A 20,085-nucleotide genomic window follows, 5' to 3' on the forward strand; every position below is an offset into this window, starting at 1 on the left:
AATCAGGTCAGCTTTTAGCATTCCACTCTTTTGGGATCTCGCGGATAAAACTCATCGGGCTGTTTAGTGCACAAATCAAATTCACGGGTATTTTTGTAAGGTAGCTTCATAAAGCCTGCCACACCTACATCTGTGATACTAACCGCATATTGCATGAGCTTACTTAATAAACGTTTAAATTCAGGCTCTTTACTGGCATCAAGCAGTCGATAGTAATGATGTATTTTCATCCTATCAGGTAAGGCTTCGAAAATAATACAGCCCGTATGGTGTATTTGGTTAAGTTCAAATACACACTTTATGACCTTTTTCGGGAGCTGTAATTGCTCATCTGGGTCTTTACCATCTTCAAAGTAAGAATGCGGTCTGGTTACATCTGAGGCTTGTACATCCATCACTTCATAATCAAGCTCTGGTAAGTGTTCAAATTTAAACGCACCTGTTCCATCACGCTCGAGCTGAATGGTTTTACGCGCATCAAACAAGCAACACTTAAAGAGACCTTTTTGTTCAATCCCCTGTGCTAGCATTACTGTGTTGTTGATCGCATCAGTAAACGCTGTGCCGAGCGTTTCATCATGCAAAATAAGGGAAGACTCAACAAACAGTGAGTTTTCTTTCCAATGAAAACTCAAGCCCCCTACTACCGGATATTTTGCTAATCGGCTTATAGAAGCTAAAAATGCTTTTTCGGTGTCGCCGGTATCAAATAAAAACTCTTTGTAGTATCTGTCGAGCTGGGCATCGTTTACATCAAGTAATTGTTGATTATGGTCGGCTTGTCTTAAAAATTGTTTACGCGAGCTATAAACAACCGTATCTGGGTGTTCATCAAACTCACTAAACCAATAAGGAATATAAGGGCGAATGACTTTACGGGGCAGCTCAGGGAGATAAGCTTTAGCCATTGTAGGCATGTTTCGCATAAAATAATCACCAGCCCCATCGCGAGTGGCCTTATTTTTTGAAAGCATACCGTCAATAACACGGGCAAGCTCCATAGGTAAATTCAGGCTTGTAGCAGGAATAACCGCCGCACCAAATCTACAAGATTGTGCAGAGGCCAGTGCATAAAGGGTTGATGCGACACCTTGTTCATCAAAACGTGGCGATGACTGCCCGCCAGACATTTGCTCATCACCAATAAAATACACATCACCCATGCGTGCATTAGTGGTGCTAATATCAGCAGACATAAGATCCATAAAGTTGCTGGCAACCGGATTACCTTCAGCATCTATTTGTGCGTAAACAGAGCTGCCCCAGTCTACCAATGACAATTTATTGGTTTGTTCATCATAAACAATGTTAGAGGGTTTAATATCGCCATGCACAATTGGCTGAGGGCTTAAGCCATTTTTGTGTTCACGTAAATCTAAAAGCACATTACGTAGTCTAAGAGCCAGCGCCATAACTTTTGCTGCGCTAAAACGCCCCTGTTTGATAGAGATTTTTTCTAAGTCTTCACCTAGAGCGCGCTCCATCATTAAAATGCCTTGCTTTTTAATGCGTTCAAAGGCATAAAATTTTGGCACCAGCGGATTATTAACTTGCGAGAGCATGTACGCTTCGTCTTCTAGACGGTCACGCACACTTTGTGCAAGGGTTATCCGGGAAAACTTAAATACCCAAGGTAGGTTTTCATCATCAACACCGGCAAAAACAAATCCGAATGCACCAGAGCCAATTAATTCAACGTCACTGTAACCAAGCAAAGTAAGCTGTTTAATACAAATATTAAGCCATTGACGGTGCTTTTTAGCATCATGGTGAGACAGTAAATAAACAGACTGTTCTTCATTGATATAAAAATTGCGGATTTGTTTGGGATTCACTGCATCTCTCAAAGTTAAGCGGCTTTTAACCGCTTAATTATTGAATGCTAAACAGTTAATTACAAGGCTTTTGCTCTTCGATGATCCAGCCTTGATCTTTCAGAACCAGTTCTGATACTGCAAAGGTTAAGCAAAAAAAGATAACCAACTCTAATAAGGTAAGAATATCAGCGGCAAAACACCAGCCTAAAACCCCTGCAAATAAAAATGGGATTGCTTTTAAATACCAAGCAATTTGTCGGGTTTTACCATATGTGAGTTGATAACTGTGAACTAGCTCACCCTCACACTCTAATGTAATGGTAGAAGAAAACTTCCTGAATAAAGTCACTGAAATTGTTAATTGGCAGACTTTACCATCAACATTAAACTCATGAACAGATTTAGTTTTAAAGTTACGTGATTCTGCTATTAATTCACTGTCTACTTTCAAAACTTCTTTACCTGAGTAAGCAGAACCCCAGTATTGAATTAAATGTTCACCCAGCTTGAAGTTGGCTTTAATTCCCTTGCTCATTGATACTGTAATGCCATCCGTGTTCATAACAAATCTCCTTATCATTATGAATTTAAAATACTTTAAAAATAAAAAAACGGCAAGCTAGGCTTACCGTTTTGGTACTTTCAATGGGTAAAGGGTTACCATTTCAAACTAAAGGCGGATACCGCCATCAATTTCAACAACACGACCTGTAAAGAAGTCATTCTCTACAATGTATTGTGCTGTTTGAGCAATTTCTTCTGCTTCACCAAAACGACCCACTGGCGTAACCGCCATCATGCGTTGTTTTGCTTCTGGTTTCATTGCATCTGTCATCGCGGTGCGAATAACACCTGGTGCGATTGCACCAACACGGATACCAAAGCGACCTAATTCTTTCGACCAACCTGTTGTCATCGCAACAACACCGGCTTTAGACGCAGCATAGTTTGTTTGGCCAATGTTACCAGCACGGGCAACACTCGACATATTAACAATAACGCCGCCTTTGCCAGACTCAATCATGTGGCTTGCAGCTTCACGACCAGCTAAAAATACGCCTGTTAGGTTCACATCAATAACAGATTGAAATTGAGCCAACGACATTTTATCAACTACTTTGCCTTCTTTTGCTTTGATAAACATACCATCGCGTAAGATACCCGCGTTGTTAATTAACACGCCGATATGGCCAAAGTCTTTGTTGATAGTATTAAACGTTGCTACCACAGCGTCTTCGTCGGTCACATTAGCAGCATACGCCATGACTTTTGTGCCATACTTAGCAAGCGCTGATACTGCAGTATCTAGTACGTCTTGTTGCATATCGATAAGAGCGATGTTCGCACCAAGGGATGCAAATTTCTCGGCCATCGCAAAGCCTAAACCTTGCGCACCACCGGTAATTACGATGTTGTTGTTTTTAATTTCCACAACAATCTCCTACTTCGAGAATAATTTAAAAATAGCGCTAAAATCATCACTACCCGCACCTTGATGCTGAAGCATAGTGTATAGATTCTTCGCCATTGACCCCATTGGGGTAGATGAATTACTTTGCTGAGCCGCTTCCATAGCAAGACCTAAGTCTTTTGCCATTAAATCAACCATAAAGCCCGGTTTATAATCATTACTTGCTGGTGCTGTTTCCATTACACCAGGGCATGGGTTGTAAAGCTCAAGTGTCCAGTTACGACCAGAGCTTGCGCTCATGATGTCACTTAACACTTTTGGATCGAGCCCATTGTTGATGCCCATTTGTAGTGCTTCGCTAGTACCTGCCATTAAAATGCTTAGCAGCATGTTGTTACAGATTTTTGCGACTTGGCCTGCGCCAATATCACCAGCATGGAAGATGTTTTTACCCATATCCACTAAAGCCAGTTTGGCTTTTTCAAAGTGGCTTTGCTCACCACCGACGATAAAGGTTAAAGTGCCTGCTGTTGCACCTGCAACACCACCTGATACCGGCGCATCAACAAAATCAATGCCTTTTTGAGCAAGCTCACTACCCACTTGACGCGCTGATTCTGCATCAATGGTTGAGCAGTCAATCACTAAGGTTTTGCTATCAAGTAAGTTAATAAGACCCGTTTCACCTAAGTAAAGCGATTTAACGTGTTTGCTTGCCGGTAGCATACTGATAAAAATATCAGCACCAATGGCACACTCAGCTGCATCGGTAGCAGCAATTGCACCTTTATCGGCAAGCTCATTAACCGCTGCTTTATTTAAGTCAAACACGCGAACTGTATGACCTGCATTGACAAGGTTTGCCGCCATTGGGCCACCCATGTTGCCTAAACCAATAAATCCTATTGTTAATTTAGCCATTTGTTTACCCCTTGGACTTAAGATGACGTTAATGAGTTAAGTGGATGAGATTGCTCATCCCAGCGTGCTGTAAAGAAGCTATCTACAACTGCTTCGTCGATATCGCTAAGCGATTTAAACTGCCAGTTTGGTGCACCGTCTTTGTCGATTAGTAGCGCACGAACTCCTTCTTGGAACTCACCTACTTCGCCACAACGAACTGACATGCCTAGCTCCATTTTGAAGCACTGTGCTAACGTCATCTCTTTTGAATTAGCTAATTGACGTTCAACCAGCGCACAACTAAGCGGACAACCATGCGCTAATGATTTTTGCGCACGATTAAGCCATTTATCTTCTGTTTCTAAAGCTTGAATGTAGTCAATTTTTCCCTGCAATGAATCAAACTCAGCCAGCTTTTGAATAACCGCTAAGTTATCTTTTACATTGCCTTTAGGAACACGGCCTGAAATATTATCAATAGAGATTAAAATGTTAGTTAGCTTTTCGTGGTTTAATGAGGCTGTTTTGCCCCAGTTTTCAGCGGTGATAGCCGTTAAAATAGCGTCATATTTATCTGCTGATGCATAGTGATCAGCAAGATTAACAAACAAGGCATCTTCAGCATTGATAGACGCAGCAGTTAACCCTAAGAATAGACCCACTTGCTCAGGCATTTTATGTAAGAAGTAACTGCCGCCCACATCAGGGTATAAACCTATGGTTAGCTCAGGCATTGCAATACGCGATGTTTCTGTTACCACTCGGTGACTTGCACCAGCCATTAAGCCAAGGCCGCCACCCATAACAATGCCATTACCCCAAAGTAATATTGGCTTTTCATAGCAGTGAATTAGGTAGTCTAACTTGTACTCAAGGGTAAAAAAGTCTTCAATGAAGTTAGCAGGCTCACCTGTGCTCATTGCTTTATGCAGGCTTACTACATCGCCACCAGCACAAAATGCTTTTTCGCCAGCCCCTTTTAGAACAACCATGGCAACGGCGTCATCGTCAGCCCATTTTCTAAGCTGAGGCTCTAGCAATTGGATCATGTCGTAATTTAAGGCATTTAACGACTTAGGCGCATTGAGTGTCGCAATTGCAATGAGGCCGCTTTCGGCCTCTGCAGTTTCAAACACCACAGGCGCATCTTGATGATTTAGTAGTGTTACATTAGTCATTAGCCATTTACCCAATTTGCTTTACGCTTTTCTAAGAAAGCATTCACGCCTTCTTTTTGGTCTTGCGTATCAAACAACTGTACAAATAACTCACGCTCTAATGGCAATGCATGAGACATTGGCTGTGTGCGACCTCTTTGAATAAGTTCTTTACATGCAGTCACAGCAACCGGGCTTTGTTCGCCAACTTGGTTAGCAAGTTTCATTGCCGCAGCTAAACTTTCGCCAGTGCCAACCACTTCTTCAACAAGGCCAATTTCACGTGCTTTGTCTGCTTTTAAGCGCTCACCACATAAAATCATGCGTTTTGCCCAACCTTCACCAACAAGCCATGCAAGGTTTTGCGTACCGCCAGCACATGGCAGTAAGCCAACTTTCGCTTCAGGAAGTGCCATTTGAGCTTGCTCTTCAGCAATACGAATATCACACGCAAGAGCTACTTCCAGACCACCGCCCATGGCGTAACCGTTAATTGCCGCGATTGATACACCACGGAAATTGGTTAAAGCTTCAAATGCATCACCAAACACTTTAGACATAGTGGCTGCAACGCCTTTATCACCACTAGCAAACACGTTTAAATCGGCACCAGCACTAAAGAACTTTTCACCTTGGCCTGTAATCACTAATGCATAGACATTTTTGTTAGCATTTAGCTCAGTCACAGTGTCTTTAAGCGCGGTTAATGTATCTTGTGTCCAGGTATTCGCTGGCGGGTTATTCATGGTTAAAACCGCTACATTACCTTCAATATTTAAATCAATCGATGGATTAGACATAGGTTGCTCCTTATAGAATGTCGCCAGCTGACTCAGCTAAGATACGACGTGCGATAATCACACGCATGATTTCGTTTGTGCCTTCAAGAATTTGATGCACACGTACGTCTCTGAAATGACGCTCTAATGGGTATTCTTTGATGTAACCGTAACCACCGTGAATTTGTAGTGCGTCGTCACAGACTTTAAAACCAACATCTGTAGCAAAACGTTTTGCCATCGCGCAGTAAGTGGTTTTTTCGCTGTCACCTGTATCTAGTTTAAATGCGGCTAAGCGCACCATTTGACGAGCAGCAACAAGCTCGGTGTTCATATCGGCAATCTTAAATTGCAGTGCTTGGAAAGCAGCTAATGGCTTACCAAACTGCTCACGCTCTTTTAAGTATTCGCGTGCAGTATTAAGAGCTGCTTGAGCTGTACCTATTGAACAAGTTGCAATGTTAATACGACCACCGTCTAAGCCTTGCATTGCAAACTTAAAGCCTTCGCCTTCTTGACCTAGTAAGTTAGCCGCAGGAATTCTGACACCTTCAAAGCTAATTAAACGTGTTGGCTGTGCATTCCAGCCCATTTTTTCTTCAGCTTTACCGTATTCAATACCTGCAGCATCTGCAGGCACAACAAATGCCGAAATACCAGCTGCGCCTTCACCAACAGTGCGCGCCATAACCACAAGTAAATCAGTTTCACCGGCACCCGAAATAAACATTTTAGAGCCTGAGATCACATACTCATCGCCCTCTTTAACTGCTTTGGTTTTTAGTGATGCTGCATCAGAGCCAGAGCCAGGCTCTGTTAAACAGTAAGAAGCAAGTAACTCACCCATTACTAATTGTTCACAGTACTGGGCTTTAACGTCATCAGTACCAAAGCTTGCAATCATCCAGGTTGCCATATTATGAATGGTCAACATAGCGGTGGTTGCTGTACAACCCATGGCAAGCTGCTCAAAGATAATGCTTGAATCTAGGCGAGATAAACCTAAGCCGCCCGCTTCTTCAGGGGTATATAAACCACAAAAGCCTAGCTCACCGGCTGCCTTAATGGTGTCTTTAGGGAAAATGTGCTCTTGGTCCCACTTTGCTGCATGTGGGGCAAGTTCAGACTCTGCAAACTGACGGGCTGTTTCAGCAAACGCTTGCTGATCTTCGGTTAAATTAAAGTCCATAGTAGACCTCTATTTTGTTGTCTTATTCTTGTGTGAATAACGATTATTGTCGTTTAAATGTGTGTTCTTTGAGCGAGCGTGTGCTCGCTCAGCAGTAAATTAATTACGGCTTATTTAAGGTTGATACTCATGTTCGGACCTGAGGCGATATCATCCTCGAACCAACGTGAAGTAATTGTTTTCGTTTCTGTGTAAAAACGAATACCTTGCTTACCGTAGGTGTGTTGGTCACCGTAGAATGAGCCTTTCCAACCTGTGAAAGAGAAAAACGGTAGTGGCACAGGAATTGGCACGTTGATACCAACTTGACCTACTTCGATTTCATGTTGGAATTTACGTGCAGCAGCGCCGCTTGATGTGAATAACGAAGTACCGTTACCGTAAGGCGAGTTATTGATAAGCTCAATCGCCTCTTCTAGAGTATCTACAAACATACAAGCCAGTACAGGACCAAAGATCTCTTCTTTGTATAAATCCATCTCTGTGGTTACATCAGTAAATAGCGTTGGACCAACCCAGTTACCTTGCTCGTAACCTTCGACAGTAAAGTCAGAGCCATCAATTAAGCACGTTGCACCTTGTTCTTTACCACTTGCGATAAGTGATAAAATACGATCTTTAGCTGCTTTTGATGTTTGTGGGCCGTAAGCCGCGTTGGCATCATCCCATACACCTGGACGTACGTTTTCAAAGCCTGCTTTAATTTCGTCAACCCAGTCTTTTGCTTGGCCAACAAATACAGCAACCGAAATACCCATACAGCGCTGACCCGCAGCACCTACAGACGCACCTACTAGGTTGTTTACAACATGCGATTTACTTGCATCAGGCATAATAACCATGTGGTTTTTTGCACCTACACAAGCTTGCACGCGTTTAAGGTTTGCTGTGCCTTTTGAATAGATGTATTCACCTACCCCACACGAACCAACAAATGAAATAGCGCGTACTGCTGGGTCTTCTAATAAACGGTCAACTTGTGGTTTTGTACCGTGAACAACTTGTAACACCCCTTTTGGCGCGCCCGCTTCAACAAATAGTTCAGCTAAACGCATCGGTGTTAGTGGATCTTGCTCTGATGGTTTAAGAATAAAGGTGTTACCACACACAATAGCCAGTGGGAACATCCATAATGGGATCATCGCAGGGAAGTTAAATGGCGTAATACCCGCACATACACCTAGTGGCTGCATGTAAGAGTAAGTATCGATTTTACGCGCTACGTTTTCCATTGTTTCGCCCATCATCAGTGATGGTGCATTGGCTGCTTGCTCAACAACTTCAATACCGCGCCAAACATCGCCTTTGGCATCTTCAAATGTTTTACCCAGCTCATGACAAATAATCGTCGCAAGCTCGTCATGGTTTTCTTTTAGTAGTGCAGCGTATTTCATCATGATGCGCGCACGCTCAGAAATTGGCACTTCTTTCCACGTTTTAAATGTTTCTTTTGCAGAGGCAATGGCTGCATCCATTTCAGCATCTGTTGCACACGGAACTTGAGCTAACACTTCTTGGTTCGCAGGATTGATAACATCAATCAGTTGCGATGAACTTGATTGGGTAAATTCGCCGTTGATAAATAAAGGTACTTGGTGCATGAGGCACTCCTCCCCAGTGGGTATAAAGAGGCCGCAACATGATAGTTTTTAAAATACGTTGCGGCTGTGAGAGATTAAAATTCTAAAGCGATTAAATAGCTTCAACAGCCATAGCAACAGCTTCACCACCACCGATACACAGTGAGGCAACACCTTTGCTAAGACCACGATTCTTTAATGCATGAATTAAGGTAACTAAGATACGCGCGCCGCTTGCACCAATTGGGTGACCAAGTGCACAGGCACCGCCGTTTACGTTTACTTTGCTTTCATCAAGTTTTAACTCGTTAATTGCAAGCATAGTCACCATCGCAAACGCTTCGTTGATTTCCCATAAATCAACATCATTCACAGACCAACCGGCTTTTTCTAAAAGCGATTGCATTGCGCCAACTGGTGCTAAAGTAAATTTGCTTGGTGCTTGAGAATGTGTGCTGTGAGCAACGATACGGCAAAGTGGTGTTAAACCTTGTGCTTTAGCATCTGACTCACGCATCAACACAAGCGCTGCTGCACCGTCAGAAATTGATGATGAGTTTGCAGCTGTAATAGTGCCGTCTTTTTTAAATGCAGGACGTAAACCTGGAATTTTATCAGGACGTGCATTGCCTGGTTGCTCATCAATCGCAACGGTCACATCACCTTTACGTGTAGAAATAGTGTGCGCGGCAATCTCGTTTGCAAATGCTCCTGTTTCAATTGCGCTATTTGCTTTAGTCAGTGAGCTAAGTGCAAAGTTATCCATTTGTTCACGACCAATTGAATATTGATCGGCAGTGTCTTGTGCAAAACAACCCATTGCTTTGTTGTCGTAAGCATCTTCAAGGCCATCACACATCATGTGATCTTTTACTTCGCCATGACCCATACGCATACCTGAACGTGCGTTTGGTAACATATAAGGGGCATTACTCATGCTTTCCATACCACCAGCAACCGCTGAGTTAATAGAGCCTGATTTAATTAAGTCATGGGCAAACATTGCAGCCTTTAAGCCAGAGCCACATACTTTGTTGATTGTTGTAGCGCCAGTACCTTGATTAAGACCCGCTTTTAACATTGCTTGGCGTGCCGGTGCTTGACCAAGACCAGCTGGTAATACACAGCCCATGATCACTTCGTCAATCTTATCGGCAGATAAACCGGCTTGCTCTAAGCTACTTTTAATAGCTGTAGCACCTAAATCAGTTGCGTGTGCACCACTTAGTGCGCCCATAAAACCACCCATAGGGGTACGTTTTGCGGCAACAATAACAACGGCTTCAGTAGTCATAATTGGCTCCATGTAAGTGGTTATCATCATGTGTTCAAATCATGTGTAACCAAACAGTTAATTTGTTATAGTTTAATTTCGATTTAATTCAGCATACATAATATTTACGTTTACGCCAACGTAAATCTAAAATCAACATTTTTGCGGCCGGCAAAACTGTAAACTTATCTGTATTTTGTTGTATGAAAAATCGAACATCTGCTTACAAGGCTAGATAAATAAAGCTTTTCAACAAATCCAACCAGTTATCTTTATAAGTCTAAAGTATAACTCCCAAATCACCCTTTACCTTTACGTAAACTTCACTTATATTGGTGTTATTCGAATGAGGTAAATAAATAATGAAACAAGACAATCAAACAAACTTTGAAAGCGCAGCAGTTGAACCTGCTAGCAATGAGCAAACGTTTAGTATCAGCGAACTAGCAAAAGAATTTGATATTACCACCCGCTCTATCCGCTTTTATGAAGACCAAGGCCTGATCTCACCTGATCGCAATGGTCAAACCCGTATTTATTCAAAACGCGACAAAGTAAGACTAAAACTTATTCTACGTGGTAAACGCTTAGGTTTTACCTTGGCTGAAACGGGCCGTTTGTTTGAACTTTACGATGCAGATAAATCGAGCGCTAAACAGCTAGTCACTATGCTTGACCTTATCGCAGAGAAAAAAGCGGACCTGAGCCAACAAATGGACGACATTAAAGTTGTACTAATGGAATTGGTTACAGCAGAACGCCGCTGTCGTGAAACCCTTAATAATTTAGACGAATAACCTGACAACAATCTCGTCAACAGACTCTCACAGGAACACACATTATGAGCACTATTTCACTTTATAAAGAAATGAACTTCGGACTTGGCGAAACAGCAGACATGATCCGCGATCACGTTAATAGCTTTGCTAGCCAAGAAATTGCCCCACTTGCAGAACAAACAGATGTAGACAATGCCTTCCCTAATCAACTTTGGCCACAGCTTGGCGAAATGGGTTTATTAGGAATGACAGTGCCTGAAGAATTAGGCGGTGCTGGCCTTGGTTACCTTGAGCACGTAATCGCAATGGAAGAAATTAGCCGTGCAAGTGCATCGATTGGTTTAAGTTATGGTGCTCATTCAAACTTATGTGTTAACCAAATTAACCGTAATGGGTCACAAGCACAAAAAGAAAAGTACTTACCTAAGCTTATCAGCGGTGAGCACATTGGTGCCCTTGCGATGAGTGAGCCAAATGCGGGTTCTGACGTTGTATCAATGAAATTAAAAGCTGAGAAAAAAGGCGATGTGTTTGTACTTAACGGTAACAAGATGTGGATCACGAATGGTCCAGATGCCGATACCTTTGTTATCTATGCAAAAACAGATTTAAATGCCGGCCCTAAAGGGATCACAGCCTTCATCGTTGAACGTAACACACCAGGATTTTCTACTGCGCAGAAGCTAGACAAACTTGGTATGCGTGGCTCTAACACCTGTGAATTAGTGTTCGAGAACTGCGAAGTACCAGCAGAAAACATTCTAGGTAACTTAAACGAAGGCGTAAAAGTACTTATGAGTGGCCTAGATTATGAGCGTGTTGTTTTAGCTGCAGGCCCGCTTGGCATTATGCAAGCATGTATGGATATTGTGGTTCCTTATATTCATGAGCGTAAACAATTTGATAGCCCAATTGGTCAGTTCCAACTGATTCAAGGCAAAATTGCTGACATGTACACGCAAATGAATGCAGCTCGTTCTTATGTTTACACGGTAGCTCGTGCATGTGATCGCGGCGAAACAACGCGTAAAGATGCCGCTGGCGCTATTTTATATGCCGCAGAGCTGGCGACTAAGATGGCCCTGGATGCTATTCAGATCTTAGGTGGTAATGGTTATATCAACGAATATGCGACAGGGCGTTTATTACGTGATGCAAAACTATATGAAATTGGCGCAGGTACTTCAGAAATCCGCCGCATGCTAATTGGTCGCGAATTATTCACTGAAAGCCGATAGGACCTTGTTATGACGATTTTAAAATCGAGTGTAAATCCACACGATCCGCAATTTTTGCAAAATCACGACAACATGGCAGCGCTCGTAAGTGATTTACGTGAAAAAGTCGCTGATATCCGTTTAGGTGGTGGCCCAGCCCTGATTGAGCGCCACCAAGGCCGCGGTAAGTTGTTTGTTCGTGACCGTATTGAAACGCTACTTGATGAAGGCTCGCCATTTTTAGAGATTTCTCAATTTGCTGCCTTTGGCGTGTATGAACAAGCTATTCCATGTGCCGGTGTTGTTGCTGGTATTGGTCGTGTTAAAGGCGTTGAATGTATGATCATCGCCAATGATGCAACTGTAAAAGGCGGTACATACTTTCCACTAACGGTAAAAAAACATCTACGTGCTCAAGATATCGCAGAGCGTTGTCATTTACCGTGTATTTATTTAGTTGATTCAGGCGGTGCAAACCTGCCTGAACAAGATGATGTATTTCCAGATAAATTACACTTTGGCCGTATTTTCTATAATCAGGCTCGTATGTCTGGTAAAGGCATTCCACAAATTGCAGTCGTAATGGGTTTATGTACTGCAGGTGGTGCTTATGTACCAGCCATGGCTGATGAAAGTATTATCGTAAAAGAGCAAGGCACAATTTTCTTAGCAGGCCCGCCACTGGTTAAAGCGGCTACGGGTGAAGAAGTGAGTGCTGAAGAGCTCGGTGGTGCTGATGTTCACTGTAAAACATCAGGTGTTGCCGATCACTATGCTGAAAACGATGCTCATGCGCTTTCGATTGCGCGCCAATGTATTGAACGAATTAACTATCAGCGCCCTACTGCACCATTACTTGATGATGTTAAACCGCCGCGTTACGACATTAACGAAATTTACGGCATTGTGGGTACCGACCTTAAAAAGCCATTTGATGTACGCGAAGTAATTGCCCGTGTTGTTGATGATTCATCGTTTGATGAATTTAAACGCTACTTTGGCGAAACACTAGTAACCGGCTTTGCAAAAATATTTGGTCACCCTGTCGGTATTGTTGCCAACAACGGCATTTTATTTAGTGAATCAGCGCAAAAAGGCGCGCACTTTATACAACTATGTGCACAACGCAAAATTCCTTTAGTGTTTTTACAAAACATTACTGGCTTTATGGTTGGTAAAAAATACGAAGCTGAAGGCATCGCCAAACATGGTGCGAAAATGGTAACCGCTGTGTCATGTGCTGATGTGCCAAAATTTACCGTGTTAATTGGTGGCTCGTATGGTGCAGGTAACTACGGTATGTGTGGCCGCGCGTTTGAGCCTACCATGATGTGGATGTGGCCAAATGCTCGTATCTCTGTAATGGGTGGTGAACAAGCAGCAGGCGTTCTTGCACAAGTTAAACAAGATGGTTTAGCCCGTAAAGGCGAAAGCATGACTGATGAGCAAGTCAGTGAGTTTAAAAAGCCAATTATAGAGCAATACGAAAAACAAGGTCATCCATATTACGCCAGTGCCCGCCTTTGGGATGATGGCATTATCGATCCTGCTGATACCCGCAATGTATTAGGGCTTGCCTTAAGTGCAGCTAAAAATGCACCAGAGCGCGATTCGCAGTTCGGCGTATTTAGAATGTAATGGAGGCCTTATGTCAGTAACACTCGAAATAACAAAATCAAATGTGGCTGTACTGGTACTAAGTCGCCCTGAAAAACACAATGCATTTAACGAAGAAGTCATCAGTGAGCTGATCCGTTTAATTGAACATGCAAATAGCTGTGATGTGCGCGCACTGGTTTTAAAAACCGAAGGTAAGCACTTCTCTGCTGGCGCTGATTTAAACTGGATGAAGTCGATGGCTGGCAATGACTTTGCAGAAAACTTAGCGGACTCTATGCAGCTAGCAAAGCTTATGAAAGTCCTTGCTACAAGCCCACATCCAACAATTTGTGCCGTACAAGGTGCTGCATTTGGCGGTGCGTTAGGCTTGATTGCGTGTTGTGATATCGCAATTTGCCAAGACGATGCACAGTTTTGCTTAAGTGAAGTAAAGCTTGGTCTTATTCCTGCAGTTATCAGCCCTTATGTCATTAAAGCTATTGGTGAGCGCGCTGCACGTCGTTATTTTTTAACGGCAGAGATTTTTGACGCGCATACAGCTAAGCAACTGGGTTTAATTCACCAGATCACCGGCGATTTACAAACAGCGCTCGACAAACATTTACAAAACCTTGTCAACAATGGCCCTATTGCTGTTAAAGCAGCGAAGCAGCTAATCAATGATGTCGCTGGCAACGTAATAGATAATGCGCTGATTGAGTTAACCGCAGAGCGCATTGCACGCATTCGTGTATCTGAAGAAGGCCAAGAAGGCCTAACTGCATTTTTTGAAAAACGTGCCCCTAACTGGCAGAAATAGGAACCATTATGACAACAAAATCATTGAAAAAAATTCTCGTTGCCAACCGTGGTGAAATTGCCTGCCGAGTTATGCGTACAGCAAAGCAAATGGGCTTAACAACGGTTGCAGTGTATTCAGATGCTGATAAATATGCCCAGCACGTAAAGCTTGCTGATGAGGCGTATCGTATTGGTCCTGCGCCAAGTAAAGATTCGTACTTAGTGGCAGACAAAATCATCGATGTGGCAAAACAAGCTGGTGTTGATTGTATTCACCCTGGCTATGGTTTTTTATCTGAGAACTGTGACTTTGCCCTCGCGTGTGAGAAAAATGATATCGCCTTTATAGGCCCGCCTGCATCAAGTATTGAAGCTATGGGCTCAAAAACCCGCGCTAAAGAAATTATGCACCAAGCAAATGTACCTTTAGTGCCTGGTTACTATGGTGACAACCAAGATACTGAGTTTTTACAAGCTGAGGCTGAAAAAATTGGTTACCCGGTACTGATTAAAGCGGCCTTTGGTGGCGGTGGTAAAGGTATGCGAGTTGTTGAACACGCAAAAGATTTTATCAGTGCTCTTGAAGGCGCAAAACGTGAAGCAAAAGCCGGCTTTGGTAACGATTTAGTACTGTTAGAGCGCTACGTCACTAAACCTCGCCATGTTGAAGTACAAGTTTTTGCAGATAGCCATGGTAACTGCGTGTACTTAGGCGACCGTGACTGCTCTTTGCAGCGTCGTCACCAAAAAGTAATTGAAGAAGCCCCTGCTCCGGGTTTATCTGATGAACTTCGTAAAGAAATGGGTGAAGCAGCAGTACGTTGTGCCCAAGCGATTAACTATCGCGGTGCAGGTACTGTTGAGTTTTTATTATGCGGTGATGAATTCTTCTTCATGGAAATGAACACCCGTTTACAAGTAGAGCACCCAGTAACAGAAATGGTAACCGGTGTTGATTTGGTTAATTGGCAAATCAATATGGCGGCAGGTGAAGCATTACCACTTGGCCAAGCAGATATTCAGCTACAAGGTCACAGCTTTGAAGCGCGTATTTATGCAGAAGATCCAAGTAATGACTTTATTCCGTGTTCTGGCCACATTGACGCCCTATTCACACCGAACGAATCTGAATTTGTACGTATAGATACAGGGGTTGCAGCGGGTGATGAAATTAGCCCGTTCTACGACCCTATGATAGCTAAATTAATTGTTCATGACGATAACCGTGAGGCAGCGCTTGGGCGTTTATCAAAAGCACTAGAGCAATTCCACCTAGCAGGTTTTAGCTGTAACGTTAATTTCTTACATAATCTTGCTAACCACGCTACTTTTCAAGCAGGTGCACCCGATACGCACTTTATTGAAGACCAAGGTGAGCGCCTTGTTGCTAAAAACGAGCAACAGTCTGTTATTGCAACCGTTGTGGCAGCCTATGCGTATGCATATCAACTAAAAGGTGAAAGCAGCATCCCATGGCAACAATTAACAGGCTTTATGCTAAACAGTGACGCTAAAACAGCAATTCCGTTTGTTGATTTAAACGTTCATGCTGTTAAGACCTCAGAAGGCTTTAAAATCAACCTAGATGGAGTTGACTATACAACTTCGGGTAGCGTTGAAAATGGCCTTGCGAACTTAGTCGTTAATGGCGAAAAAGTTGTGGCTCATATTAATCAAGCAGACTCTCACATCACAGTGATGTACAAAGCACAGCAAACGGTGCTAGAACTGATTGATAAACACTATATTAGTGAACACGAAAGTGATGCACTACCACTCGCTGCACCACTCAATGGTACTGTTGTTAAGCATTTAGTTGAGGTAGGTAGTACTGTCGCTAAAGGTGACGCTGTTGTCATCATCGAAGCGATGAAAATGGAATACACCCTTAATGCCCCGCATGATGGTGTATTAACGAGCTATTGCTTTGCTGAAGGTGAATTGGTGAGCCACGGTGATATGCTCGCGATTGTAGAAGAGCCGGAGGCGTAATGGCACAGTTTCCTGATTTTGTTCGCATTGTAGAAGTTGGCGCCAGAGACGGCTTGCAAAATGAAGCCGCCGTTAGCACTCAAGATAAAGTCGCTCTTATCAACGCACTAGCAGGTGCTGGGCTTAAAGATATAGAAGCAGGCGCCTTTGTGTCACCTAAATGGGTGCCACAAATGGCTGACTCAAGCGATGTAATTAGCGCGTTAAATTTGCCTAATGTTAACTTAAGTGCCCTCACCCCAAATTTACGGGGTGCAGAGGCTGCAAAACAAGTCGGCATACAAGAATTTGCTATCTTTACAGCAGCAAGTGAAGCGTTTTGTCAAAAGAACATTAACTGCTCGATTGATGAAAGTATTGACCGCTTTAAAGATGTCATGGATTTTGCCAAGGCGAATAACATTCGTGTTAGAGGTTATGTTAGCTGCGTCATGGGTTGTCCATATCAAGGTGATGTCGACTACAATGATGTATTAAAAGTATCAGAGCGATTATTAGAGCTTGGTTGTTATGAAATAAGCCTTGGCGACACCATTGGTGTGGGTACGGCGAAAAAAGTCGATGAGTTATTAGATTTACTTTTACAACATATTGATAAATCAAAACTCGCTGTACATTTTCACGACACCTACGGACAAGCGCTCACAAATATTTACACCGCCCTAACACGCGGTATAGCAACGGTTGACAGTGCTGTTGCAGGCCTTGGTGGCTGCCCTTATGCCAAAGGCGCGTCAGGAAATGTTGCCACTGAAGATGTAGTTTACTTACTACAAGGGCTTGGCATAGAGCATGGAATTGATTTAGAAAGACTGGCGAAAGCTGGTTGGGCTATTTGCAGTGCCCTAAATAAACAACCTGTCAGCAAGGTATCACTTGCTCTAAAGAACACTCAGAATAATTAAGGAGTAGGCTCATGGCCGGTTTCGATAAAGTGGTTTCAAGTTATGAAGCTGCAATGGAAGGTTTAAAAGATGGCGATACTATTATCGCTGGTGGCTTTGGCTTGTGTGGTATTCCTGAGGGACTTATCAGTGAAATTAAGCGTAAACAAACTAAAAATCTAACCGTTGTTTCGAACAACTGCGGTGTTGATGATTTTGGCTTAGGTGTTTTACTTCATGATAAGCAAATTAAAAAAATCATCGCTTCTTATGTAGGTGAAAATGCGCTTTTCGAAAAACAACTACTCGATGGCGAAATTGATGTTGTTTTAACACCACAAGGGACGCTCGCTGAGAAGATGCGCGCCGGTGGTGCGGGTATTCCTGCGTTTTATACAGCTACAGGTTACGGCACTCCTGTTGCCGAAGGTAAAGAAGTCAAAGAATTTGATGGTCGCCCGTATATCTTAGAAGAATCAATTACGGGTGAGTTTGCCATTGTTAAAGCATGGAAAGCTGACCGCTACGGTAACCTTGTATTTCGCCACACAGCAATGAACTTCAACCCGATGGCCGCAACAGCAGGTAAAATTACCGTTGCTGAAGTAGAAGAAATTGTTGAGCCAGGTGAACTTGAGCCAAGCCAAATTCATACTCCAGGTATTTATGTTAATCGCGTGATCAAAGGCGACTTTGAAAAACGCATTGAACGTGTAACAACTCGCGATTAAGGAGCAATAAAATGGCATTATCACGTGAACAAGTTGCAATGCGTGTTGCACAAGAACTACAAGATGGCTATTACGTAAACCTAGGTATTGGTATCCCTACTCTGGTTGCTAACTATGTACCTGAAGGTATTGAAGTTATGCTGCAGTCTGAAAATGGCTTATTAGGTATGGGTGCGTACCCAACCAAAGACCAAGTTGATGCAGATATGATCAACGCGGGTAAAGAAACCGTGACAGCAGCCACAGGTGCAGCAATATTTAATAGTGCAGATAGTTTTGCCATGATACGGGGTGGTCATGTAGACTTAACAGTATTAGGTGCATTTGAAGTTGACCAGAACGGTAACATCGCATCGTGGATGATCCCAAAAAAGCTAATTAAAGGCATGGGTGGCGCGATGGACCTCGTTGCTGGCGCGAAGAATATTATTGTTACGATGACTCATGCAAGCAAGCATGGCGACTCTAAGTTATTAGAAAGTTGCACTTTACCGCTAACTGGGGTTAACTGTGTAAAGAAAATCGTAACTGATTTAGCCGTACTAGAAGTTAAAGACGGCGCATTTCATCTAATCGAACGCGCTCCAGGCGTGTCGGTAGATGAAATTATTAGCAAAACGGCAGGCAAATTGCTTGTTGAAGGTGATGTTCCAGAGATGGTTTTTTAAACCACTCACATCCCATGTACCGACCTCATTCCCAGTGCCAATGGCGCTGAGTTACCCAAAATCCCTCGCAAGAGGGATTTTTTTTATCTAAAGTCAGCCCTTTGCCGCACCATTTTGTCACATAAATAGTATAAAATGCCCTGCTTTAGTGAATTGGCAGTATCTAATACTGAGACTATGACGAAATAGCTAAAACTGCTAAGATCACTTTTTTACTAAACATTTGCCTAAACATAGATTAAACGAGCGATTCACGATTGTTTTTTATACAATATGGCAAGAGTTAGCTATATTCATTCTTTACTCTCTATTTTTTACATTTTGGGATAATAATTGCTTAGCAGTTAATTAACTAACAAGCGCTATTGAGACTTACTGAAATTAACTATGCAAACACCTATTCGTGGCCTACGCTCATTTTGTTTTGCTGCACGCACCCTTAGCTTTAAAGATGCTGCAAACCAACTTTACCTTACACCGTCTGCCGTAAGCCATCAGATCAAACAATTAGAAGAACAATTGGGTATTGAACTATTTGAACGTCAAACCCGCTCTATCCGCCTAACTGCTGCGGGGAAGAATTTTTATGACTCTGTATCACCGCTGATCAAAGCGCTAGAAAAAACCATTAATGAGTTTAGTCAGTTACAAGAAAACGTAACGATCAGTATTACGCTACCTGAGTTTTTTGCCAGTGAGCTTTTAATGCCAAAACTGAGCGAATGGACCAGTGAGCACCCAAATACAAACTTACAGCTTAATACCTTAAAAACGCGTAAAGAGCTGACTAAGCAAAGCGATTTGTCGATTGTATTGTCTTCATCTAAACCGCACGAAGGCGTTGTACATGAGCTATTTTCACTATCTTATACACCAGCTTGCAATAAAGAAAACTGGCAAGCATGGCAAGAAAACCCGTTTCAGGCATTAAATGAAGTACCTCTTATACTTCATAAAGCGCGTCCTTGGGCTTGGCACCAATGGGCAGAGCATGCTGGTATTGATGACTTTGCACCAAAACAAATTATTCAGGTTGATAGTATGTTTGGTGTGGCACGTGCCGCGCAACAGGGTATGGGTATTGCCCTAATCCCCTTACCTATCAGTCAGACTTGGTTTGATGAGCAGTGGTTATTTAATTTCACCGATATGCCATTAAAAACAAAAGATAAATATTACTTAGTGCAACACGATCCTAGCGAAACTAATGCACAATTAGAGCTATTTATAAAATGGATGATTGATACTTTTAAACATCTAAAATAATAAATAAAGGACCCTCAATTTTGTTGAGGGTCTTTTATT

General features: G+C 42.7%; 18 protein-coding genes. 9 read left to right on the forward strand and 9 right to left on the reverse strand.

The window, feature by feature from the left end:
• Nucleotides 1–14: 14 nt before the first annotated feature.
• From PASHI_RS02080 to PASHI_RS02120, 9 genes are all read right to left on the reverse strand, one after another.
• Nucleotides 15–1,835, reverse strand: coding sequence for a protein kinase domain-containing protein (locus PASHI_RS02080; protein WP_062564582.1), 1,821 nt, complete (start codon nucleotides 1,833–1,835; stop codon nucleotides 15–17).
• 55 nt (nucleotides 1,836–1,890) lie between these two features.
• The gene (locus PASHI_RS02085) at nucleotides 1,891–2,379 is read right to left on the reverse strand and encodes a hypothetical protein (protein ID WP_062564421.1); all 489 of its coding nucleotides are present in this window, start codon (nucleotides 2,377–2,379) and stop codon (nucleotides 1,891–1,893) included.
• 108 nt (nucleotides 2,380–2,487) lie between these two features.
• Entirely contained in the window at nucleotides 2,488–3,249 is a 762-nt protein-coding gene (locus PASHI_RS02090; protein WP_062564422.1) for an SDR family oxidoreductase, read from the reverse strand.
• Nucleotides 3,250–3,258: 9 nt separating this feature from the next.
• A complete protein-coding gene (gene mmsB / locus PASHI_RS02095; protein WP_062564423.1) occupies nucleotides 3,259–4,149 on the reverse strand; it encodes a 3-hydroxyisobutyrate dehydrogenase in 891 nt (296 codons plus the stop codon).
• A gap of 17 nt (nucleotides 4,150–4,166) precedes the next feature.
• Nucleotides 4,167–5,309, reverse strand: a complete 1,143-nt coding sequence (locus tag PASHI_RS02100; RefSeq protein ID WP_062564424.1) for an enoyl-CoA hydratase/isomerase family protein — start codon at nucleotides 5,307–5,309, stop codon at nucleotides 4,167–4,169.
• Complete coding sequence (locus tag PASHI_RS02105) at nucleotides 5,309–6,088, reverse strand: enoyl-CoA hydratase (RefSeq protein ID WP_062564425.1); 780 nt, start codon at nucleotides 6,086–6,088, stop codon at nucleotides 5,309–5,311. Before PASHI_RS02105 ends, PASHI_RS02100 begins: the two co-directional genes overlap by 1 nt.
• 10 nt (nucleotides 6,089–6,098) lie before the next feature.
• Nucleotides 6,099–7,256 carry an acyl-CoA dehydrogenase family protein gene (locus PASHI_RS02110; RefSeq protein WP_062564426.1) on the reverse strand — a complete coding sequence of 386 codons (1,158 nt, stop codon included), beginning with the start codon at nucleotides 7,254–7,256 and terminating at the stop codon, nucleotides 6,099–6,101.
• A gap of 110 nt (nucleotides 7,257–7,366) precedes the next feature.
• Nucleotides 7,367–8,857 carry a CoA-acylating methylmalonate-semialdehyde dehydrogenase gene (locus PASHI_RS02115; RefSeq protein WP_055197193.1) on the reverse strand — a complete coding sequence of 497 codons (1,491 nt, stop codon included), beginning with the start codon at nucleotides 8,855–8,857 and terminating at the stop codon, nucleotides 7,367–7,369.
• A gap of 91 nt (nucleotides 8,858–8,948) precedes the next feature.
• Nucleotides 8,949–10,130: an acetyl-CoA C-acyltransferase gene (locus PASHI_RS02120; protein WP_062564427.1), complete on the reverse strand. Its 1,182-nt coding sequence runs from the start codon at nucleotides 10,128–10,130 to the stop codon at nucleotides 8,949–8,951.
• Nucleotides 10,131–10,471: 341 nt separating this feature from the next.
• On the opposite strand from PASHI_RS02120, the gene PASHI_RS02125 reads away from it, so the two are divergent.
• From PASHI_RS02125 to PASHI_RS02165, 9 genes are all read left to right on the forward strand, one after another.
• Nucleotides 10,472–10,906: a MerR family transcriptional regulator gene (locus PASHI_RS02125; protein WP_054553803.1), complete on the forward strand. Its 435-nt coding sequence runs from the start codon at nucleotides 10,472–10,474 to the stop codon at nucleotides 10,904–10,906.
• Nucleotides 10,907–10,950: 44 nt separating this feature from the next.
• A complete protein-coding gene (locus tag PASHI_RS02130) occupies nucleotides 10,951–12,126 on the forward strand; it encodes an isovaleryl-CoA dehydrogenase (protein WP_062564428.1) in 1,176 nt (391 codons plus the stop codon).
• 9 nt (nucleotides 12,127–12,135) lie between these two features.
• Nucleotides 12,136–13,743 carry a carboxyl transferase domain-containing protein gene (locus tag PASHI_RS02135; RefSeq protein WP_054561520.1) on the forward strand — a complete coding sequence of 536 codons (1,608 nt, stop codon included), beginning with the start codon at nucleotides 12,136–12,138 and terminating at the stop codon, nucleotides 13,741–13,743.
• A gap of 10 nt (nucleotides 13,744–13,753) precedes the next feature.
• On the forward strand, nucleotides 13,754–14,524 hold the full coding sequence (locus tag PASHI_RS02140; RefSeq protein WP_062564429.1) for an enoyl-CoA hydratase/isomerase family protein: 771 nt from the start codon (nucleotides 13,754–13,756) through the stop codon (nucleotides 14,522–14,524).
• An 8-nt stretch (nucleotides 14,525–14,532) separates the two neighbouring features.
• Nucleotides 14,533–16,497, forward strand: coding sequence for an acetyl/propionyl/methylcrotonyl-CoA carboxylase subunit alpha (locus tag PASHI_RS02145; RefSeq protein ID WP_062564430.1), 1,965 nt, complete (start codon nucleotides 14,533–14,535; stop codon nucleotides 16,495–16,497).
• Entirely contained in the window at nucleotides 16,497–17,402 is a 906-nt protein-coding gene (locus tag PASHI_RS02150) for a hydroxymethylglutaryl-CoA lyase (protein ID WP_062564431.1), read from the forward strand. The genes PASHI_RS02145 and PASHI_RS02150 overlap by 1 nt, the downstream gene beginning before the upstream one ends.
• 11 nt (nucleotides 17,403–17,413) lie before the next feature.
• Complete coding sequence (locus PASHI_RS02155) at nucleotides 17,414–18,112, forward strand: CoA transferase subunit A (protein ID WP_054553797.1); 699 nt, start codon at nucleotides 17,414–17,416, stop codon at nucleotides 18,110–18,112.
• Between the two features lie 11 nt (nucleotides 18,113–18,123).
• Nucleotides 18,124–18,780, forward strand: coding sequence for a 3-oxoacid CoA-transferase subunit B (locus tag PASHI_RS02160; protein ID WP_062564432.1), 657 nt, complete (start codon nucleotides 18,124–18,126; stop codon nucleotides 18,778–18,780).
• 387 nt (nucleotides 18,781–19,167) lie between these two features.
• Nucleotides 19,168–20,046, forward strand: a complete 879-nt coding sequence (locus PASHI_RS02165; protein WP_062564433.1) for a LysR family transcriptional regulator — start codon at nucleotides 19,168–19,170, stop codon at nucleotides 20,044–20,046.
• The last annotated feature ends 39 nt before the right edge of the window (nucleotides 20,047–20,085 follow it).

Origin of the sequence: Pseudoalteromonas shioyasakiensis, from assembly GCF_001550135.1 — a bacterium.
Taxonomy (GTDB): Bacteria; Pseudomonadota; Gammaproteobacteria; order Enterobacterales; family Alteromonadaceae; genus Pseudoalteromonas; species Pseudoalteromonas shioyasakiensis.

Excerpts from the sequence above, each read along its gene's own strand:
- PASHI_RS02085 (WP_062564421.1), bottom strand. The coding sequence starts at position 2,379 with ATGAACACGGATGGCATTACAGTATCAATGAGCAAGGGAATTAAAGCC.
- mmsB (WP_062564423.1), bottom strand. The coding sequence starts at position 4,149 with ATGGCTAAATTAACAATAGGATTTATTGGTTTAGGCAACATGGGTGGC.
- PASHI_RS02100 (WP_062564424.1), bottom strand. The coding sequence starts at position 5,309 with ATGACTAATGTAACACTACTAAATCATCAAGATGCGCCTGTGGTGTTT.
- PASHI_RS02105 (WP_062564425.1), bottom strand. The coding sequence starts at position 6,088 with ATGTCTAATCCATCGATTGATTTAAATATTGAAGGTAATGTAGCGGTT.
- PASHI_RS02110 (WP_062564426.1), bottom strand. The coding sequence starts at position 7,256 with ATGGACTTTAATTTAACCGAAGATCAGCAAGCGTTTGCTGAAACAGCC.
- PASHI_RS02115 (WP_055197193.1), bottom strand. The coding sequence starts at position 8,857 with ATGCACCAAGTACCTTTATTTATCAACGGCGAATTTACCCAATCAAGT.
- PASHI_RS02120 (WP_062564427.1), bottom strand. The coding sequence starts at position 10,130 with ATGACTACTGAAGCCGTTGTTATTGTTGCCGCAAAACGTACCCCTATG.
- PASHI_RS02125 (WP_054553803.1), top strand. The coding sequence starts at position 10,472 with ATGAAACAAGACAATCAAACAAACTTTGAAAGCGCAGCAGTTGAACCT.
- PASHI_RS02130 (WP_062564428.1), top strand. The coding sequence starts at position 10,951 with ATGAGCACTATTTCACTTTATAAAGAAATGAACTTCGGACTTGGCGAA.
- PASHI_RS02135 (WP_054561520.1), top strand. The coding sequence starts at position 12,136 with ATGACGATTTTAAAATCGAGTGTAAATCCACACGATCCGCAATTTTTG.
- PASHI_RS02140 (WP_062564429.1), top strand. The coding sequence starts at position 13,754 with ATGTCAGTAACACTCGAAATAACAAAATCAAATGTGGCTGTACTGGTA.
- PASHI_RS02145 (WP_062564430.1), top strand. The coding sequence starts at position 14,533 with ATGACAACAAAATCATTGAAAAAAATTCTCGTTGCCAACCGTGGTGAA.
- PASHI_RS02150 (WP_062564431.1), top strand. The coding sequence starts at position 16,497 with ATGGCACAGTTTCCTGATTTTGTTCGCATTGTAGAAGTTGGCGCCAGA.
- PASHI_RS02155 (WP_054553797.1), top strand. The coding sequence starts at position 17,414 with ATGGCCGGTTTCGATAAAGTGGTTTCAAGTTATGAAGCTGCAATGGAA.
- PASHI_RS02160 (WP_062564432.1), top strand. The coding sequence starts at position 18,124 with ATGGCATTATCACGTGAACAAGTTGCAATGCGTGTTGCACAAGAACTA.
- PASHI_RS02165 (WP_062564433.1), top strand. The coding sequence starts at position 19,168 with ATGCAAACACCTATTCGTGGCCTACGCTCATTTTGTTTTGCTGCACGC.